This is a genomic window from Loktanella sp. IMCC34160 (genome assembly GCF_004145845.1).
Classification (GTDB): domain Bacteria; phylum Pseudomonadota; class Alphaproteobacteria; order Rhodobacterales; family Rhodobacteraceae; genus SELP01.
Genome location: NZ_SELP01000002.1, coordinates 665224 through 683463, shown reverse-complemented (window position 1 = coordinate 683463; position 18240 = coordinate 665224). Strand labels below are relative to the sequence as shown.

The window sequence follows — 18240 nt, the reverse complement described above, 5'->3', positions numbered from 1 at the left end:
GTCGCCCCCGCCTAATGCGGGAACGGCCAGATGATGAGTTTCTCGCGGATCAGCGCCCAGAGGCGGGCCAGACCGTGCGGTTCGATGATCAGGAAGAACACGATCAGCGCCCCCACGATCATGATATTCAGATGTTCGACCGTGGCCGAGGAGATTTCGATCCCCAGCGTGTGGGGCAGGGTGTTGAGCACCACCGGCAGGGCCACGATGAGGATCGCGCCAAGGTAGTTGCCAAGGATCGACCCCAGCCCGCCGATGATGGCGATGAACAGGATGCGGAAGGACAGCGAGATCGAGAAGAGGTTCGGCTCTGCCGCGCCCCGCCACATGAAGACGAACAGGGCACCCGCAACCCCCACGATATAGGAGGACACGGCGAAGGCGGTCAGTTTGGACTTCAGCAGGTTGATCCCGATCAGTTCCGCCGCAATGTCCATGTCACGCGTGGCTTTCCACGTCCGCCCTTGGGTGCCGCGTGTCAGGTTGATGCAGACGATGGTCATCACCGTCACGATCGCCAGCACAAGGTAATATTGCGTGGTCGAGGTCGCCAGCGGGCCGGCCACCATTGTCCCGAACATTTCCACGTTCGGCACCTGGATCGCGCCCGAGGCGTTGTAGTTGTAAAGCCAGGCCCATTCCTCGAACGTCCAGACAAGGAAGAACTGCGCCGCCAGCGTGGCAATGGCCAGATAGAACCCCTTGATCCGCAGCGAAGGCAGGCCGAACAGCACCCCAACCCCGGCCGAGAAAACCCCGGACAGAAGGATCGCGACGACGATGTTCATCCCCGGAAAGATCGTGATCAGCTTGTAGCAGGCGTAGGCGCCCACGCCCATGAAGGCCGCTGTCCCAAGGCTAAGTTGCCCTGCATAGCCCGTCAGGATGTTTAGCCCCATCGCCGCCAGCGCATAGACCAGCACCGGGATCAGCAGGGCCTGAAAGGTGAATTCAGAGGCCATGAGCGGAAAGACCGCCCAGGCGAGGATCAGGATGAACCCCAGCAGGATCGCATCCTGACGGACCGGGAACAGCGCCTGATCGGCCTTGTAGGTGGTCTTGAACTGGCCGGACGTGCGGTACAGCATCAGGCGTCTCCCCCATTTTCGCGCAGGTGTTCGGGCTGAACCCGGTTCGAGGGCCGGGCGTATCCCGTCGCCTCGGAATGGCGGATCAGCCAGAAATAGGCCCAGATGCCCAATGCGGCGCCGACAAAGGCCAGCACGGCGGCGGTGACCATCGTGCCCGGCGCCGACGGGTCGGCGGTGAAGGCAAGGTAGCCAAAGGCCCAGAACCCGGACCACGCCACCACGTTAAGGAGTGCGATAAGCTTTGCCATATCCTTACACCCGCTCAATGATCTTTTCGCCGAACAGGCCCTGCGGCCGGAACAGCAGCACCAGAAGGGCAAGGACGAAGGCGAACCAGCTTTCGGTGCCGCCGCCCAAAAGCGGCTGACCCCAGTAAATCTCGAACAGCTTTTCCATCATCCCGATCATCAGCCCGCCGACGATCGCCCCGGTGATCGATTCCAATCCGCCCAGCATCAGCACCGGCAGCGCCTTGTAGGCGATGACTTCCAGCGCGAAGGACACGCCCGCGCGGGCCCCCCAGACGATGCCCGTGACCAGCGCGATGACCCCGGCGATGAACCAGACCATGACCCAGACGGTGCGCTGCGAGATGCCGACCGACAGCGCCGCCTGACTGTCATCGCCCAGCGCGCGGATGGCGCGGCCCATGCGGGTCTTGTTCAGGAACAACAATAGCCCGATCACCAGCGCCACCGCCCCGATCACGGCGGTCACGTCCTTCTGCTCCAGAAGCAGCAGACCGTCGAAGGGGTTGAATTCGAAGGCCCCCGTGGGAATGCCCAGTTCTTCGGTGATCATCCGCTTGTTTTCGCCGCCGAAGATCAATTCGCCCGACCCGATCAGGAACAGGGTGATCCCGATCGTCGCCATGAACAGGATGATATCGGGCTGGCCCACCAGCGGGCGCAGAACCACCCGTTCGATCCCGACCGCAAGGCCGAACATCACCACCAGCGTCAGCGCGACCGAGACATAGGCCGGGATGCCCATGGCGTGAAAACCCACCAGCGTCAGGGCGGCGAAGACCACCATGATTCCTTGGGCAAAGTTGAAGATGCGGGACGACCGGAAGATCAGGACGAAGCCCAGCGCGATCAGCGCATAGAGCACGCCGGAGACCAGCCCCTCCCACAGCACCTGCATCAGGAAGTCCGGCGCGGCGGCCATGTCCTGAAACGGTGCGATGAAGATTTTGTAGAGTAGCTCCATATCCGTCCCCTTAATGTTCCACGCCGAGATAGGCGTCGATCACGTCCTGATTGTTGCGCACCTCGTCGGGGGTGCCGTCGCCGATCTTCTTGCCGTAATCCATCACCACCACCCGGTCGGACAGGTCCATGACCACGCCCATATCATGTTCGATCAGGGCGATGGTGGTGCCGAATTCATCATTCACGTCGAGGATGAAGCGGCTCATGTCCTCTTTCTCTTCGACGTTCATCCCCGCCATCGGTTCGTCCAGCAGCAGAAGCGACGGTTCAGCCGCCAGCGCGCGGGCCAGTTCGACCCGCTTTTTCAACCCATAGGGCAGGCGGGCGACCGGCGTTTTGCGGATGTGCTGAATCTCAAGGAAGTCGATGACCTTCTCGCAAACCTCGCGGTTGGCGATCTCCTCTTGCTCGGCCCGACCTTTCCAGATCGCCTGCCGCCAGATGGGCGTGTGCATATGGGTCAGCCGTCCGGTCATGACGTTGTCCAGCACGGTCATCCCTTCGAACAGGGCGATGTTCTGGAAGGTGCGGGCGATGCCCTGACGGGCGACCTCGTAGGGTTTCATCGGCGGACGGGGCGCCCCCTTGTACCAAACCTCGCCCTCTTGCGGGGTGTAGAAGCCCGAGATGACGTTCAGCATCGACGATTTCCCGGCGCCGTTCGGGCCGATGATGGCGCGGATCTCGCCCTCGCGGATGTCGAAAGAGATATCGGTGATCGCCGCCACCCCGCCAAAGCGTAGGGTGATGTTCTTCATCTCCATCACCACGGGACCAATGGTGCGGCCGTCGGCGGTGGTGGTTGTCTCGGGCGCTGTCGTCGTCATGCGGCGGCCTTTCCGGCGGTGGGCACAACCTTGGCGTCGCGGATTTCCAACGTTGCCCGGATCTTGCCCTTGCGCCCGTCTTCATAGGTCACTTCGGTTTCGGTATAGATGCTGTCCGACCCGTCATAGAGCGCGGTGACAAGGTCATCGAACTTCTCGGCGATGATCTTGCGGCGCACCTTGCGGGTGCGGGTCAATTCGCCGTCGTCAGCGTCCAGCTCCTTGTGCAGCACAAGGAAGCGGTGGATCTGGCAGCCCGACAGCATATCGTCCTCGGCCACGCTGGCGTTCACCTCTTCCACATGGGCCTGGATGGTTTCCAGCACGCGGGGGTGGCCGGCCAGCTCCTGATAAGAGGCATAGGCGATATTGTTGCGTTCGGCCCAGTTGCCAACGGCGGTCAGGTCGATGTTGATGAAGGCGGTGCAGGTTTCGCGGTCTGCGCCAAAGACGACGGCCTCAAGGATGTTGGGGAAGAACTTCAGCTTGTTTTCAACATACTTGGGCGCGAACAACCGGCCGTCGGCCATCTGGCCCACGTCCTTGGCCCGGTCGATGATCCGCAGATGGCCGCTGCCCTCTTCGATAAAGCCCGCGTCGCCCGTGGCGACCCAGCCTTCCGGATCCTTGGTGTCGGCGGTGCTTTCGGGGTTCTTGTAGTATTCCACGAAGGTGCCGGCAGAACGGTAGAAGACCTCTCCGTTCTCGGCGATCCGGATTTCCACGCCGGGCGAGGGCACGCCCACGGTATCGGACCGGACCTCGCCATCGGGTTGCTGGGTGATGAAGACCGACGCTTCGGTCTGGCCATAAAGCTGTTTCAGGTTGATCCCGAGCGAGCGGTAGAAATCGAAAATCTCCGGCCCGATCGCCTCGCCCGCCGTATAGCCCACGCGCACCCGGCCAAAGCCGAGGGTGTTCTTAAGCGGCCCGTAGATCGCCACCTCGCCCAGCGCGTATTTAAACCGGTCCCAGATACCCACCGGTTTGCCGTCAAGTATGGCGGGGCCGACCTTGCGGGCATGGGCCATGAAGTGGCGGAACAGCCATTGCTTGAATTTACCTGCGTCCTCCATCCGGATCATGACGCTGGTCAGCTGGGTTTCGAAAATCCGGGGCGGGGCAAAGTAGTAGGTCGGCCCGATTTCCTTGAGGTCGGTCATCATCGTGTCCGGGCTTTCGGGGCAGTTCACGCAGAACCCCGTCCAATAGGCCTGTCCGATGGAAAAGATGAAATCACCGACCCACGCCATCGGCAGATAGGCCAGAACTTCGTCGCCCGCCCGCAGGTGGTCGAATTCCGAACTCGCCTTGGCGGTTTCGATGATGTTGCGGTTCGACAGGACCACGCCCTTGGGCTTGCCCGTCGTCCCCGATGTGTAAAGCATCACACAGGTATCGTCGTAGCCCAGCGCCGACCGGCGGCGTTCCAGTTCGGGGGTCAGTTCGTCGCGCGCGGCGCGCCCCTGCTCCTGCACGTGGGAATATTCATGCAACCGGCTGTGATCGTATTTCCGCATCCCCCGAGGATCAAGGTAGATCATATGTTCAAGGTTCGACAGTCGGTCCTGAATCTCCAGCACCTTGTCGACCTGTTCCTGATCGCCCGCCACCACGAAGCGCGCGCCGCAGTGATCCAGCACATAGGCCATCTCTTCGGCGACCGCGTCCTGATAGAGCGGCACCGGGACCGCGCCCACCGATTGCGCCGCGACCATGGCCCAATACAGATAGGGGCGGTTGCGCCCGATGATCGCGATGAAGTCGCCTTTGTTAACACCGAGGTTGATCAGGCCAAGCGCCAGCGCCTCGACCTCTTTCTCGGTCTGGGCCCAGGTCCAGTTCTGCCAGACCCCATATTCCTTTTCCCGGTAGGCGGCTTTGTCCCCGTGCCGGGTGGCGTTGTGATGCAGAAGCGCCGGAACGGACAGATGCCCGTCTCCTGCGCCGACAGTGGCGTCGGCCAAGTCTTGATCCTCCCTTTGCCGGGGCGGGCTCCTCTTCCCGCTTGTCCGGTCGGCTTGCAGGCTGACGCCCGATTCTTGCGCGATGTTTTCCCAATCCTAACGAATTGTAACAGCAGGCGGTTACCCCGACCTTTGGCTTGGCGGGGCAGGGGGCCGGTGCTAGCCATGTTGCAGGGAAGGAACCGCCATGCCGCGAGCCAAGCCAGACAGATCGGCGCTGATGATGTCCGGGCTGAACCTGATTCAGCAGGCCATTTCCATATTCGACAGCGACCTGCGGCTGGTGGTGGCCAACCGCCGGATGCTGGAGATGTTCGACCTGCCGGACCGGTTCGCCCGCGATGGGGTCAGCTTTGCCGAGGTGATCCGTTATCTGGCGGAGCGGGGCGAGTATGGCGAGATCGGGGATATCGACGACTTTGTCGCCGACCGCGTCAACCTCGCCCGGGCGTTCGAGCCGCATTACATGGAACGGACCCGCGCCAATGGCCGGGTGATCAGCGTCGAAGGCGCACCGTTGCAACAGGGCGGCTGGGTGACCGTCTATACCGATATCACCAACACCCGGCGGCACGAGGCGCTGTTGCAGGCAAGGTCCGAGGAGCTGTCGGACCAGCTGTCCAGCTATGCCGCCGAACTGTCGTCGACTAACCGGGCGCTGGAAAGCACCATCGCGCAGTTGGAAGAGGCCAAGCGCGAATTGACCGAGATCGAGGCCCGGACCCGCCTGACCACGGAAATGATGCCGGCCCATATCGCCCATGTGGATCTGGACCGCCGTTATACCTATTCCAACCGTCGCCTGTCGTCGGTGATGCCGGGCCGGCCCTCGGACATTCTTGGGCGGCATATCGCGGAAACCCTTGGGGCGCAGGCCTATACCCGGATCGAACCGCACCTGTCCGCGGCCTTTGCGGGCAACCCGAACGTGTTCGAGTTTACCGACGCGCTAAGCTCGCGCCGGATCAGGGTGGCCTTCACCCCGGACACGGACAGCGATGGCGGGATCGACGGGGTCTATATCCTGTCGATGGACGTGACCGAGGAAACGCAGGCCCGCGTCGCGCTTCAGCAGACCCGGAAACGGGAATTGGCGGCACAACTGACATCGGGCCTTGCCCATGATTTTTCCAATCTTCTGACGATCATCCTTGGGATGCAGGGCAAACTGCAGAAGATGGACTTGCCCGAGGAGGCCGGGGCGCTGGTGTCGGCCACCCTGTCGGCGGCCCGGCGCGGGGGGACGCTGCTGCACCGGATCGCGGATATGACGGGGCGGCGGCAGTTGAAACTTCAGGCCACCGATCTGGACCTCTTCCTGCGCGATATGGAAACGCTGGCCAGTCCGTCCCTGCCGGACGGCATTGGCATCGACATCCGTAACGAGGCCGGTCCAGGGCCGTGGATGATCGACCCCGGAACGGTGCAGGACGCCCTGTTGAACCTTGTGTTGAACGCGCGCGACGCCATCGGGCCCGCGACACAGGGGCGGATCGGCATCACCGCGCGACGGGTGCAGGATACCTGGCTCGAGTTCTCAGTCTCGGACACCGGGCCCGGGTTCAGTGACGAGGCGTTGGATCACGCGCTTGACCCGTTCTTTACCACCAAGGGCGGGGAAGGGTCGGGGCTGGGCCTGTCGATGGTCTATGACACGGTGAAACTGGCGGGCGGAGAGGTCCATCTGGGCAACGGGCTGACCGGCGGGCGGGTGGTGATCCGCCTGCCGCTGCGGCTGGCCCGCGACCTGCCACAGGCGGCGGGACTGATCCTTTTGGTCGAAGACAGCCCGGACCTGCGCGAAACCATTCGCCAATCCCTGACCGGGGCCGGGCAGGCCGTGGCCGAGGCCGCATCGGTCGACGAGGCGCTGGCCATCGCCGAAGGTGTCGATGGGATCGGACTGATCCTATCGGACCTGTCGCTGGAAGGGGGGCAGACGGGCGTGGACCTGTTCAATCGGCTTGGCCCCGCCCGCCCGCCGGTTGTCTTCATGACATCACTGCCCCCGTCGGACCCGCTGCGACAGGCTGCCGCCGCATTGGCCCCGGTCCTTGCCAAACCGGTCGGGGCAGAGGACATTGCCGCAGTCTTCACCCCGCACCCGGCCGGAGCCGCCCAATGACCGCCCCGCTTGTCACCATCCTAGACGACGAACCGGCCATTCGGCTGATGCTGACCGATGCGCTGACGGATGCGGGATTCCGCACGCTGGCCTTTGGCCGCGCGACCGAGTTTGAAGCGGCGCTGAAAACCGCCGCCCCCGATGTCTGTCTTGTGGACCTTGGTCTGCCGGACAAGGACGGGCTGAGCCTTGTGCACCGGCTGGCGCTGGAACAGGGGGCGTCGGTCATCATCATCTCGGGCCGGGCGCAGGTGCAGGACAGGGTCACCGGGCTGGAATTGGGTGCCGACGACTACATCATCAAACCCTTCGACCCGGCCGAGGTCGTGGCCCGGGTCCGGGCGCGGCTGCGCAAGGGCGCGGCAGAGGCCGGCGGGGCAGGGAGCGTGGCGCGGTTCAACGGCTGGACCGCCGATTTCGACCGCTACGCCCTGATCGACGAGACCGGCGCCGAAACCCCCTTCAGCCACGCCGAAGGGGCCGTGCTGCGGATGTTCCTTGATGCGCCAAAGCGGCTGATTTCACGGGCGAACATGCAAGAGACCTTGGGCGGCACCGCCGGGGAAAGTTTCGACCGGGCAATGGATGTGCGGATCTCCCGCCTGCGCGCGAAATTGAAAGAAGACCCGCGCAACCCGGCCCTGATCAAGACGATCTACGGCGCCGGATATATCTTCCTGGGCGAGGTCAACTGGACCTAGGACGCGCGGCGCTGTTCCATTTCCTCGGCAACACGGTTCAGCTCTGCCTCGGGTTCGGGCAGACCTTCGCGCGATAGAAGGATCGCCACCGGGCGCAGGGCCGGCACGTGGCTGCAGACGACCAGCAGCATCACCATGATCGGCACCGACAGGAACATCCCCGGAATGCCCCAGACCGCGCCCCAGAAGGCAAGGCTGATGATGATCCCGAAGGACGACAGACGCAGTGCGCGGCCCATCATCCACGGGTCGATCACATTGCCGTTGATGAACTGGATCAACCCGCAGATCACGAAGATCGCAGCGGTAATCGTCGGATCCGAGGTCTGGACGAAGGCCACAAGGGCCACCATGCCCGTGGCCACGATCGACCCGACGTTGGGGATGTAGTTCAGCACGAAGGTCAGGATGCCGATGGCGACGGCAAGTTCGAGGTCAAAGGCCGTGGCGACCGCAAAGACCATGATCCCGGTAATCACGCTGACGGCGGATTTGACGAGCAGGTAATAGTTCACCCGGTGGATGATCGAGGCGATGATCTTGCCCACCCGTTCGGCCTGCACCCCATCGCCTACAAAATTCGTAAGCTTCGTCGAAAACCAGATGCGCTCGGCAAACAGGAACCCCACGAAAAGGATCACCAGAACCGTCCCCTGCATCAGGTTGCCTGCCTGTCCGGCGACGGTCCGGACATAGCCCGACACCTCGACCGATCGAAGCGAGTTCAAAACAGCGGTCTCCACGTCCTCGCCCATCCAGCGAAACAGCGAGGCAATGGCCGATGGCGCCCGTTCCGCGTAGGACAGCGTGGTCATCAATACGGTGTTCAACTGTGCCAGAAGGATCGACGACAACAGCAGCAGCGCAGTCGAAATCAAGGCAAGTGCGGCCAGCGAAGCCACCCAGTTCGGAATGCGGATCGGTCCGACCCGAAGCCGCGCGATGAAATTGATCACGTCCGAGGTCAGCGAGAAAAGGATGATCGCGGTAGCCAATGAGATCAGCAAGAACCGCGCCTGAACCAGCAGAAACAGCACCACAGCAAAGGCGATGATCAAAAGCGCCCCGGTCTGAATCCGGCTGTAGTAGGTACGTTGGATCTGGTTCTGGGTTGTGTGGTCCTGCGGCGGGGTCATGGTCGTCCGGGCAATTGATAAGCGCAGTGCACTATGTGCGTTTCAGGGCCGGGATACAACGGCAACAATTTCGCCGCAGGCCCCCTTGCAAAGGGACGCAGGTTGCGGATAAACCCCCGCCCACGGACAGTTGGCCGAGTGGTCGAAGGCGCACGCCTGGAAAGTGTGTAGGCGGGGAACCGTCTCGAGGGTTCGAATCCCTCACTGTCCGCCACATAATCACAAATTCTCGTTGATTTACGGCATGTTACCGGTTTTAAATTCGGTCCCATCCCCCATTCCGACCGCCAAGTCGGAAATGATTGGGCTTTCCTTTATGTAGGAAATGCCCCGAAAATCGCGCTAGGCGTGTAAGAGTCAGATTGACTACAAGTTGGTTCAGGCGTTCCATTTGGGCATTGATTATTCCAAGGAACGTAGTTTTGACCGCAGAACGATTGCCTGAGTATCTGAAGCAGGGTGAACCGGCTCGCCTCTTCCCTGTCCTTTCCACCACATCCAAAGAGGGCAGGACCACCTCAATAGTCTTGGCCTGCATGTCCAAGGTCGAAGAGTTTGGCGCGGCTCTGCTATCGTCGACAGGGCAGAAGTTAGGCAAGAGGGCGAAGGTCGAGACCTTCACGGAAGTCGTATTCACCAAGTCGCCCGCCAACCCGAAGGACCGCCCCGATGGATTGATTGTCGTGACGGTTGGAAGTCGCCAATGGCGGGCATTGGTTGAAGCCAAGGTTGGAAACTCTGACTTGGACCCTGACCAGATCGAACGTTACCGGCAACTGGCAAAGGAAAACTCTTGCGACTGTGTGGTGACCATATCGAACCAGTTTGCCACGACCCCTAGCACCCATCCGCTTGAACATGTCCGCAAGAGCCGTTCCAAGATTCCGGTCTTTCATTGGTCTTGGATGCATATTCTGACGACCGCCGATCTATTGGTTTCCGGGGAAGAAGTCGCGGATACGGACCAGTTGGTCTTGCTCAATGAACTTCGGCGCTTCCTGTCTCATGAAAGCGCAGGGGTTAAGGGCTTCGACAGGATGCCGAAAGAATGGAGCGAGCTGAACAAACTCGTTTCTTCGGGTGGCGTCATTCCGGCAAAATCGCCCCTTGTTCAACCGGTCTTGGAAGCGTGGCACCAAGAGACCCGAGACTTGACGCTCATTCTCAGTCGGATGACAGGGGCGACAGTTGACCAGAAATTGCCCCGTAGTCATCAGCACGACCCGGCCAAACGAATGAAGGATGAGTTGGCTATCCTGAAAGATGAAGGCCAGTTGCGGGCAACAATTGCCATCCCGGATGCAGCGGCGGCGATTGAGGTTATTGCCGATCTACGGCGTCGCAGCATTGACGTTGGCATGTCCCTTCGCGCCCCCGAAGACAAGAAGTCGACCAAGGCAAGGCTCAATTGGTTACTCAGACAGATCAAGCGGGAAGATGGTGAAGCTCTGATTGTCCGCCTGATGTGGCCGGGGAAAAGCGAAGATACCCAATTCACGGTCTCGGAGCTTAGGGCCGATGTTGAATGCGCCAATGAGGGCAAAGAGCACTTGGCCCCGCATGGCTTCCACATCTTCCTTACAGACCGGCTTGGCGCGAAGTTCACTCAACAGACCAACTTCATAGGCGAGTTGGAGCGCCTTGTTCCCGAGTTCTACCGGGAAGTCGGCTCCGACCTTTCAGCATGGCAAAAGAAGGCTCCGAAAGTGCAGGCGGATCGGAGCACAAGGACGGACGTTACAACTGACGCATTGGCCGAAGATGCGGAAGAGTTCGACACCTAACAACTGAACACAAAGAGTTCTGCGATGCAGGCTAATCAATTGGACGTGGATTCGGCCGCATCCAGCTAGCTGGTGCCAAGGCGACTTTTGCGCCCCAAATTTAGCTAGTTGTTGTCGGATCCAGTCAGGCTATCCAAGTACTCTTGCCAATCAGCGGTTGAAATTGGCAAGTCATTGTGTGGGGGATAAGCTTCCAAGTAGGCTTCAAATTGCTCTGAGCGTCTGCTTGATATGACCCTCGCAAGATACTCAGAAGCAGCGCCGTTAAGAAAGTCGCCTAGCTGGTCGTTGGCGTTCCCGCTGTTGAGGAAGACCGCATCAGTTTCAAATACTGTTGCAATGGTTGGAAAACTAAATTCTTGGCCGCCATTGGCTCCGCCAAGTGTTGTGGATGAATGGAAATAAACTAGGAACCTGCCCGAAACATAGCATTGGCCATTGTTCGATCTGCCGCCAAGTGCGGCAAGGACAACTCTAGGAGTTAGCCAATTGTTGAAAGCAGGCTCATAATCTAGAACTCTCATGTCATTCTGCTCCATTAACAAGAAAATGGAGGATCGAATGGAGGATGAGTTGGTCCAACAATTATCTGAAACTTGGTCATCTACAACTAGCTCGATATTCTGCGCCAGCCCCAAGACCGAATTGGCGGGCATGTAGGTGGGATACCGAATTTCTTCGGCATCAGCCGATAGCGCCCAAAGCGCCGAGCCGAGGAGGCAAGACACAGATATTGCGTGATTGACCAGCATAGACTGCGACCTCTAGCAAGATTTCAAGTTCATGGAAGTCTGCCTGAATGGCCCATGTTGTCAATCGTCGGAGGACCAAGCTCTGTTCTCTTTGTTGTCTAAAGAGGGTTGATCCAAGTTGATGGAAAGAAATACGGTTTCGATCAAATTGGCGTCAGTATTGGCCTTCGCTTTTGTGAATGCTGGCTAAAGACCCCCATGCATCCGGCAACGCCTACGTCCCGGCACGGCTCGGGCTTGGCAGGGCTGGCCACTCCGGGTTTTTGCCCCGCACTTCGGGCGAAGGTTTCGGGGTAATTTTGGCACCCAACACGGGTGGATTCCGCGTGAACCCCATGACGCGCCCGCGCGTAGGTGTCCGCAAATACCCCTTTGCCGTTCCCGACGGATGAAAGGTGCAATGAGGTCAGCACGGCCCAGCGCGGCCAGCATAAGGCGCGGGGCATGGCCCCTTGTGTTGACGCTCGCTTTCCGTTCCCAATATCGAACCGTGTAGGGTGAAAGGCCGCAAAGGTCCGCAAGCGTCGTGCGGGTCATTTTTTGGGACTGACGTAATTCTTGCAGCTTCGAGCCTTCCATTTCCCGGCCTGTCTGTCTCTGGAGGCGCTTCACGGAACGCTAGTAATCGCGGATTGCGGTAAGGGTGAACCCAACAATCGCATAGATGCAAATAGCAATGCCAAGCATCAAGACGTAGCGATGCCGCCTCCTAGCGGCCCAGAACGCTACCGCAAAACCGACGGCCCAAAGAAGAACCTGTGAAAAGAGGGTCATGTCTCGTCCTTCCTAGGGCCGGTAGAGTCGTTGCCACTTTGCAGGACAGGCAAGGCTTGCGCATAGCCTTTTTGCGATAACTGGGCCGACGGCGGCAATCGTCGGCAAGGCAACTTCCATCCGAACCAGCCCGCCGCAAGGTCAACCAGACTGTCAGCCATGACCACAAGGGACCAGTCGCCAATCGGAATGTCCGCGAATACTTCCTTGCCGATCCATGCCGCAAAAGCCGCCAACGCCAGTCGCCGGGGGAACAGTCCAACGACCGCCCAAACGCCGATGTGAGCGAAAAGACTGGTCAGCCATGATGCAAGGTCAGGGTTGCCGCCGCAGAAGTCTGAGAACATGAACGCCCGCACCCAATCGGGCAACGCGAAGAACCAAGACGGAAGGTCACACATCAATTTCCCCTCCCGGTGGCTAGATGTATAATTGTCCTGTTTTCTGTGCGGGGGGCGGGCGGATTTTCGGCTTTCGGCGTCACAGAATTTGTGACGGCTCCTGCCTTTCGAGTGGGGATAGCCTCTGAACCGTCCTGTTTCTTGTGACGGGCCTGCACTGATTTTGTGCGGGGCTTCTGCGTTTGGCCTGCCTTCATGAACGTCTTTCGGGCGGGCTTCATATCCGCGCCGGGGTATTCGGTCAGAAGCCATTTGGCCGTTTGCCCGACCCCGGAAGGGCCAAGGTGCGGCCCCTCCATCATGTCAATGAACCCCTTTTCATGCAGTTCCGTGAAGTATCCCCCGACGGTGTTGCGGTGGAGGTTCAGGGCTTCGGCGGCTTCCCGGTGGCTCAATCGAACATTGCCGTTGTTGCCGCCGTTGTATCTGGCCTTGAGTTCGACATAGAGGGCGCGGGCGGTCGGTGTCAGGGACCGCCATGCCTCCGACTGGATGAACCACAGATGAAGTTGGACGAACGGTTGCCCGCCCTTTTTCTTGTGCTGGTATGGTTTCTTTCGGCTCATGCCTTTCGCCCCCCAAAGTGAAGTTCCGCGATTAGCTTGGCGTGATGCGGGGGAAGGCCGAATGCACGAACAAGGTGCCGCACTTGTTGAGACTGTTCAGGTGCCAGGATTGGCAGTCGGTCAGGTGCTCTAGCCATGTGCCGACCCTCCGAAGGTGCGGGGAAGGTGGGCCAGATCGGGGCCAACGGGGCAATCTAGGGCGGTCCAGAGGCGCAAGAGCGCGTCACGGGTGCGGAAGTAGCCCAGCGCGACCCATCGGCCCCCAGCCCCCGCCTTTCGGCGCTGGACAATCCATTGCAGACCATCCTTGCAGGCGACAACGCGAAACCGGCCATGACGGGCAATCTCGCCATGATAGCGGTCATCGGTTTCCCGGTGGAATAAGGGGGCAGTCATACCGCCCCCTCCGAACCGTTGATTGGTTCCACCTTGGACAAGAGCACATAGCGCCCATGCCAGCCCTCAAACGGGCCAAGGTGTTTTTCGGTCAAGGTCTCGATTGCGACCCCGAGTTCCCGAAGGTTGTGGACGTATCCACTCCACCGGGGGGCAGGGTTATCAATTGGGGTGCATCCAATGCGACCGGCCTTGATAAGCTGTTGCATGGTCCAGAGGTTGCGGCCCCGAAGGGTGATGTTGAACGGCTCTTGGCCGGGGTTGGTGACGGCATAGCTCCGCCGCGCCCGAAAATCGGGTTTCATTGGGTTCTCCTATCATGTTGTCATGAGAGGGCAGGCACGGTAGGGATTAGGTGCAAAGACTACCGAAGGCCCGTGCCCTCAATTGAAGGTGCGGGTTTTTCTTATCGGCCTAGGCTTGCAATCCACTCGGCAATATCCGCTTCGGACCATGCTACGGCGCGTTTGCCAATCTGCACTGGCTTGGGAAAGGTTCCGTCCTTCATCGCGGCGTAGATCGAAGACCGGCTTAAGCCGGTGGCTTCCTCCACCCAAGGTCGGCGTCGAAGTTTGTCTGTCATTGGAATGTTCCAGCTCTTGTTGTTGCTGGAAGGAAGTTGACGGAAGAACCACAGGGTGCTCAACGTCGGTATATCTGGGGTAATTAGTCGCGCGAGTGAATTTGGCCTTGAGCCTCGAGTCTGCTTTCGACGTGTTCTTTCGCAATCCTGATGTAGTGGTCTGTTAGGTCGGACCAACCAAGAATCTTGAAGACATCCGCGAGAACCGGAGCAAACCGGCCATAATAGCTCGGAATCCGATCTTGAGATTCATAGGATATGGTTGGGACTTCGCGACTAAGCTCGTAGTAGAACCAACCGAGTTTTTCAGAAATGGAAACCTTGCCTTCGAGCCTTGGTGCCCCTCTTCCCGTGTTTCGGGAGGCAAGCTGCCCATCAATTCCCGCCAGACGCGCAGCTGTCCGCATTTTAAGTATTTCAAGTGCCGATGAAAGTGCGGTCATTGGCCCGACTTGATTGATAATCCGGCCTTCAAGGGTGCGTGGGTAGCTAGGGTTATCGTGGCTTTCGATTTCAGGGTAGTCCAACAACCGTGCATATTCGTCCAAGTCCTCAAGAGACAGTTCGATGGAGGTGATTGAAGCGCGGAACTTCGTAAGAGCCTTCTTGGAAGTCTTGAGTTTGCTTGTAGACACGGTCCAAGATTGACTAGCGATTCGCATCGCTTCACTGCGAATCTCTTCATCACCAAGCCATTCTTCCCGTCGTTGAGCCGGGGACCCTTTTTCCCATTCCAGAGCTGCGGCGATAATTTGGTCCGCTACTTGATATTGCCTAGAGAGAAGGAAGCCGGGGTTAGGTGTTTCATCGAGAAATTTTGCAATGTTCCGGCTGGGGCGTGGCTTCAAATTCTGTTCCCTAACGATTCCGGAAACAGCTTCGAAGTCTTCCGAGGCGTAGGCTCCAAGTATGTTCATTTTTGCTGGTCGATCAGTCATGCCAGCCTCACTAGGACGCCGGTTGCTGCGCTGGAAGGCCGGGTGAACGCGCCCCATCCTTCCATCAACCGCCGCCGCTTTTCAAACAAGTCAGACCGCGCATAGGCCGCTTCGGCCTTGTTCTGGATCGTGTGAGCCAATGCTGCCTCTGACACTTCGCGGGGGGTATTCGTCCGCTCTTGTGCCCAAGTCTTGAAGGATGTGCGGAACCCGTGCACGTCCACATCAAAGCCCAGCGCCTTTGTCAGCTTCGAAAGGGTCATGTCCGACAGTGGCTTGCCGTAGCGGGTGCCGGGAAAGACCAGATCGGACCCATCCGAAAGCGCCTTTGCTGCCTGCAACAGTTCGACCGCCCGCCCGGACAGGGGAACCCGGTGTTCCCGCTTCGCCTTCATGCGCTTGGCCGGGATTTTCCATTCCCCAACCTCAAGGTCGATTTCGGACCACACGGCTTGCCGCACTTCGCCGGACCGCGCGGCGGTCAGAATGAGAAATTCCAAGGCCAGCTTTGTGGTCTCGCCAGCTTGCGACTCGTGCAGCGCCGCAAGGAAGTCCGCAACTTGGGTGTAGGGAAGAGATTTCCGGTGGGTCGGGGTGCGGTCATGCTTCGGCAACGCCTGTCCGATGTTCTGGGCCGGATTGTCCTGACGCCAGCCCTTCGCCACGGCCCATTTCATGACGGTCCCGATCCGCTGGCGAACGCGGCGGGCGGTTTCCGCTTTCTCAAGCCAAATTGGTTGCAGAACGGCCAGCACGTCGGCTGTCGTCACGTCCGAAACCTTGAGCCGACCGATACGGGGGAAGGCATAGGTCTCAAGCGTGCTGATGAATTGCGCCGCGTGTTTCTTGTTCTTCCAAGAGGGCAGGTGAAGGCGATGCACTTCGCGGGCGGCTTCCTCAAAGGTCAGGATTGCTTCGGCTTCCCGCTTGGCCTGCAACGGGTCGCCCCCGGACCGGGCCAGCTTGCGGTTCTGGCGGGCGGTTTCGCGGGCTTCGGCAAGGCCGACCAGATCGGCAGACCCAAGCCCCATTTCCGTCCGCTTGCCGCGAATGACGATCCGCTGAACCCAACGCTTGGCCCCGGTTGCATCGACCTTGAGAAACAGCCCGTTGCCGTCATTGTATTTGCCCGGTTCCTTGACCGACCGCACAAAGATTGCACTTAGGGCGTTGTGGGGGTGTTTCCCTGATTTGACCGCGTCTGCCATTACGTCCTCCATTCTTGATAGGAATATGGGGGACGGGACTGGAACATTCAAGAACAAGGACGTGCAAAAAGGCCTGCAAAATATAGTCTATTGGGACCTCGTTGGAACACGGTATGGCGGTCTCACTGTCCGCCATTACACCCATTGCGATCCAGTGACACCGCCCTGATGGGCAGGGATTTTTCCGTGTTCTCAAAGGGGTTTGCGAGAATCGACCGAACTTTATAGACGCGCCGCCCAGCCAAAGGTGGGCTCAGAAGCCGGAGTCAGAATGGCCCTCGGTCTCAGTTTGGGCGAACCTCGCCGATTGCGGTTCGGCCTTTTTTACGCGGTTTCAATGACTTGACTTCGATCCGCACCAAAACCCAAACTCGCGTTCCCCACGATATCCATACCAACGGAGATCGAACACGCAGTCGGCGCAGTGCTCAGGATCGCAGCGAAAACCCAAGCGGCGTTTTGGGGTCCAATCGGCTGAAGAATAAGAGTGAGCGCCAGTCTGACGGTGAAGCGTTGGTTCAGGGTCCTAGGCCCTTCGAGGATGCGGAGGATGCTACAATCTGAGACTGGAAGGACGCGAGCGTCCTCATACACTTCGCATCGACTTTCCAAGACGGGGAACTCATCCGGATCGGACAGCTTGGCAGTGCGCGGCTGGACGAAGTGGGTGGGATGCCCCCCGTGGATCAGCCGAAAGAGCGCTAACTGCTGAGGTGCGTGACGCCCCCATGAGGTGTGATCGGACGGAAACCAACGGGGTCGCGACAAGACACTTCTGTTCCAACTAGCGGGACGAAGCGGACCAAGAGGATGTCGACATTCATGTCCGCTTCGTACTGATTGGCCACAAAACTGTCGAAATTCCGGTTTCTAAATGAGGCCGATGTCTATCGAAACGATAATCGCATGAGAGTTCTACTTCTAATTGCATCATTGCTCTTGCCGAGTTGCGCGATCTGCGAGCCATCGAGCTACGAGCGGTTTTTGCTTGAAGAAGAAAATCTTCAGAACCGCTTTGAAAACGGCGTTATGCATGTGAATGAACGTGAATTCCTGATGGGCAGGCTTCACGATTGGCCAAAGGCGAACCAAGATTTCCGGGTCTGGTTTATGGTCAGATCATCAGTTTGGTTGCGTGCGTTTCTGGATAATGATCCTGTCCTCAAGGATCAGGACTTTGACATACGTCGCACTCTGGACTCGAGTTTCACCGGATATCAGTATCTTGCTCATCAAATGGCTCTGCAGCCTGATCCCCCAAGGGACTGCGATCACTGCAACTATGACCTGACGTTGGACCCAGTTCTGCAAGTCAGCGGTTACGACACCTATATTGACGGGTATAGATCGCTCCTCTTTCTACCAAGAGATAGTGCCGTCTCTCACGGATATATGTGTCACCTCCTGCCAGAGAGTCCGCGAGCTGGAGAGTTGGACGCCTGCAATGTGATAGTCGTTTATCCCTACGCCACGAACATAGTCTTGAACGGCTATCGCTACAGACCTGGTACTGTTGCCGAATACGGGCCAGGTTTTGCCTTGATTGCAGCGCGCATGCTCGATGTTGTCATGTGCATCGACATTACCGATCAGCCCATGCTTCGACAGACAGTTGATCCGTCGTTGTTGCTTCAAGAACACCCGGATCTAAGCGGTTGCCGACCCTACATGGGTGGTTAGAAGCACGACCTGTGCACTGGCACCGAAAGCGGAGCTTTGTCGCTGACGCAGCTATCCGAAAACATAGCCACCAAGCCGACCTCGGAGGCGTCGTAGC

General features: G+C 59.2%; 18 protein-coding genes and 1 tRNA gene. 5 read left to right on the top strand and 14 right to left on the bottom strand.

From position 1 onward, the window contains the following. Positions 1-11: 11 nt before the first annotated feature. From EU803_RS07655 to EU803_RS07635, 5 genes are read right to left on the bottom strand one after another with little or no spacing between them, the layout of a single operon-like run. Entirely contained in the window at positions 12-1088 is a 1077-nt protein-coding gene (locus EU803_RS07655; protein ID WP_129681370.1) for a branched-chain amino acid ABC transporter permease, read from the bottom strand. Beyond that, complete coding sequence (locus EU803_RS07650) at positions 1088-1339, bottom strand: hypothetical protein (protein ID WP_129681368.1); 252 nt, start codon at positions 1337-1339, stop codon at positions 1088-1090. Before EU803_RS07650 ends, EU803_RS07655 begins: the two co-directional genes overlap by 1 nt. Positions 1340-1343: 4 nt before the next feature. Continuing rightward, on the bottom strand, positions 1344-2303 hold the full coding sequence (locus EU803_RS07645) for a branched-chain amino acid ABC transporter permease (protein ID WP_129681366.1): 960 nt from the start codon (positions 2301-2303) through the stop codon (positions 1344-1346). Positions 2304-2313: 10 nt separating this feature from the next. Further along, positions 2314-3132, bottom strand: a complete 819-nt coding sequence (locus tag EU803_RS07640) for an ABC transporter ATP-binding protein (RefSeq protein WP_129681364.1) — start codon at positions 3130-3132, stop codon at positions 2314-2316. Beyond that, the gene (locus EU803_RS07635) at positions 3129-5099 is read right to left on the bottom strand and encodes an AMP-binding protein (RefSeq protein ID WP_129681362.1); all 1971 of its coding nucleotides are present in this window, start codon (positions 5097-5099) and stop codon (positions 3129-3131) included. The genes EU803_RS07640 and EU803_RS07635 overlap by 4 nt, the downstream gene beginning before the upstream one ends. A 187-nt stretch (positions 5100-5286) precedes the next feature. On the opposite strand from EU803_RS07635, the gene EU803_RS07630 reads away from it, so the two are divergent. Next, positions 5287-7224, top strand: coding sequence for a PAS-domain containing protein (locus EU803_RS07630; protein WP_129681360.1), 1938 nt, complete (start codon positions 5287-5289; stop codon positions 7222-7224). After that, a complete protein-coding gene (locus tag EU803_RS07625) occupies positions 7221-7925 on the top strand; it encodes a response regulator transcription factor (protein ID WP_129681358.1) in 705 nt (234 codons plus the stop codon). The genes EU803_RS07630 and EU803_RS07625 overlap by 4 nt, the downstream gene beginning before the upstream one ends. Here the strand turns inward: EU803_RS07625 and EU803_RS07620 are convergent. Further along, a complete protein-coding gene (locus EU803_RS07620) occupies positions 7922-9061 on the bottom strand; it encodes an AI-2E family transporter (RefSeq protein WP_129681357.1) in 1140 nt (379 codons plus the stop codon). The genes EU803_RS07625 and EU803_RS07620 overlap by 4 nt on opposite strands. 124 nt (positions 9062-9185) lie before the next feature. Here EU803_RS07620 and EU803_RS07615 point away from each other — a divergent pair. Together EU803_RS07615 and EU803_RS07610 are read left to right on the top strand one after the other, a co-directional pair. After that, positions 9186-9275 (top strand) — tRNA-Ser (locus tag EU803_RS07615). A gap of 322 nt (positions 9276-9597) precedes the next feature. Then, positions 9598-10845, top strand: a complete 1248-nt coding sequence (locus EU803_RS07610; protein ID WP_242494308.1) for a hypothetical protein — start codon at positions 9598-9600, stop codon at positions 10843-10845. A 104-nt stretch (positions 10846-10949) separates the two neighbouring features. On the opposite strand, the gene EU803_RS07605 is transcribed toward EU803_RS07610, so the two are convergent. From EU803_RS07605 to EU803_RS07570, 8 genes are all read right to left on the bottom strand, one after another. Continuing rightward, positions 10950-11597, bottom strand: coding sequence for a hypothetical protein (locus EU803_RS07605; RefSeq protein WP_129681353.1), 648 nt, complete (start codon positions 11595-11597; stop codon positions 10950-10952). Positions 11598-12367: 770 nt separating this feature from the next. Then, positions 12368-12772 carry a hypothetical protein gene (locus EU803_RS07600; protein WP_129681351.1) on the bottom strand — a complete coding sequence of 135 codons (405 nt, stop codon included), beginning with the start codon at positions 12770-12772 and terminating at the stop codon, positions 12368-12370. Then, a complete protein-coding gene (locus EU803_RS07595) occupies positions 12772-13338 on the bottom strand; it encodes a helix-turn-helix domain-containing protein (RefSeq protein ID WP_129681349.1) in 567 nt (188 codons plus the stop codon). Before EU803_RS07595 ends, EU803_RS07600 begins: the two co-directional genes overlap by 1 nt. Positions 13339-13467: 129 nt before the next feature. Beyond that, positions 13468-13734 (bottom strand): hypothetical protein, encoded by a 267-nt coding sequence (locus EU803_RS07590; RefSeq protein ID WP_129681347.1) that lies wholly within the window; start codon positions 13732-13734, stop codon positions 13468-13470. Next, positions 13731-14039 carry a hypothetical protein gene (locus tag EU803_RS07585; protein ID WP_129681346.1) on the bottom strand — a complete coding sequence of 103 codons (309 nt, stop codon included), beginning with the start codon at positions 14037-14039 and terminating at the stop codon, positions 13731-13733. The genes EU803_RS07590 and EU803_RS07585 overlap by 4 nt, the downstream gene beginning before the upstream one ends. Positions 14040-14140: 101 nt before the next feature. After that, a complete protein-coding gene (locus tag EU803_RS07580) occupies positions 14141-14317 on the bottom strand; it encodes an AlpA family transcriptional regulator (protein ID WP_129681344.1) in 177 nt (58 codons plus the stop codon). A gap of 83 nt (positions 14318-14400) precedes the next feature. After that, positions 14401-15255: a hypothetical protein gene (locus tag EU803_RS07575; protein ID WP_129681342.1), complete on the bottom strand. Its 855-nt coding sequence runs from the start codon at positions 15253-15255 to the stop codon at positions 14401-14403. Beyond that, on the bottom strand, positions 15252-16463 hold the full coding sequence (locus EU803_RS07570) for an integrase arm-type DNA-binding domain-containing protein (RefSeq protein ID WP_242494307.1): 1212 nt from the start codon (positions 16461-16463) through the stop codon (positions 15252-15254). Before EU803_RS07570 ends, EU803_RS07575 begins: the two co-directional genes overlap by 4 nt. Positions 16464-17369: 906 nt before the next feature. Here EU803_RS07570 and EU803_RS18565 point away from each other — a divergent pair. After that, positions 17370-18143, top strand: coding sequence for a hypothetical protein (locus tag EU803_RS18565; RefSeq protein ID WP_165352797.1), 774 nt, complete (start codon positions 17370-17372; stop codon positions 18141-18143). Positions 18144-18240: the final 97 nt, after the last annotated feature.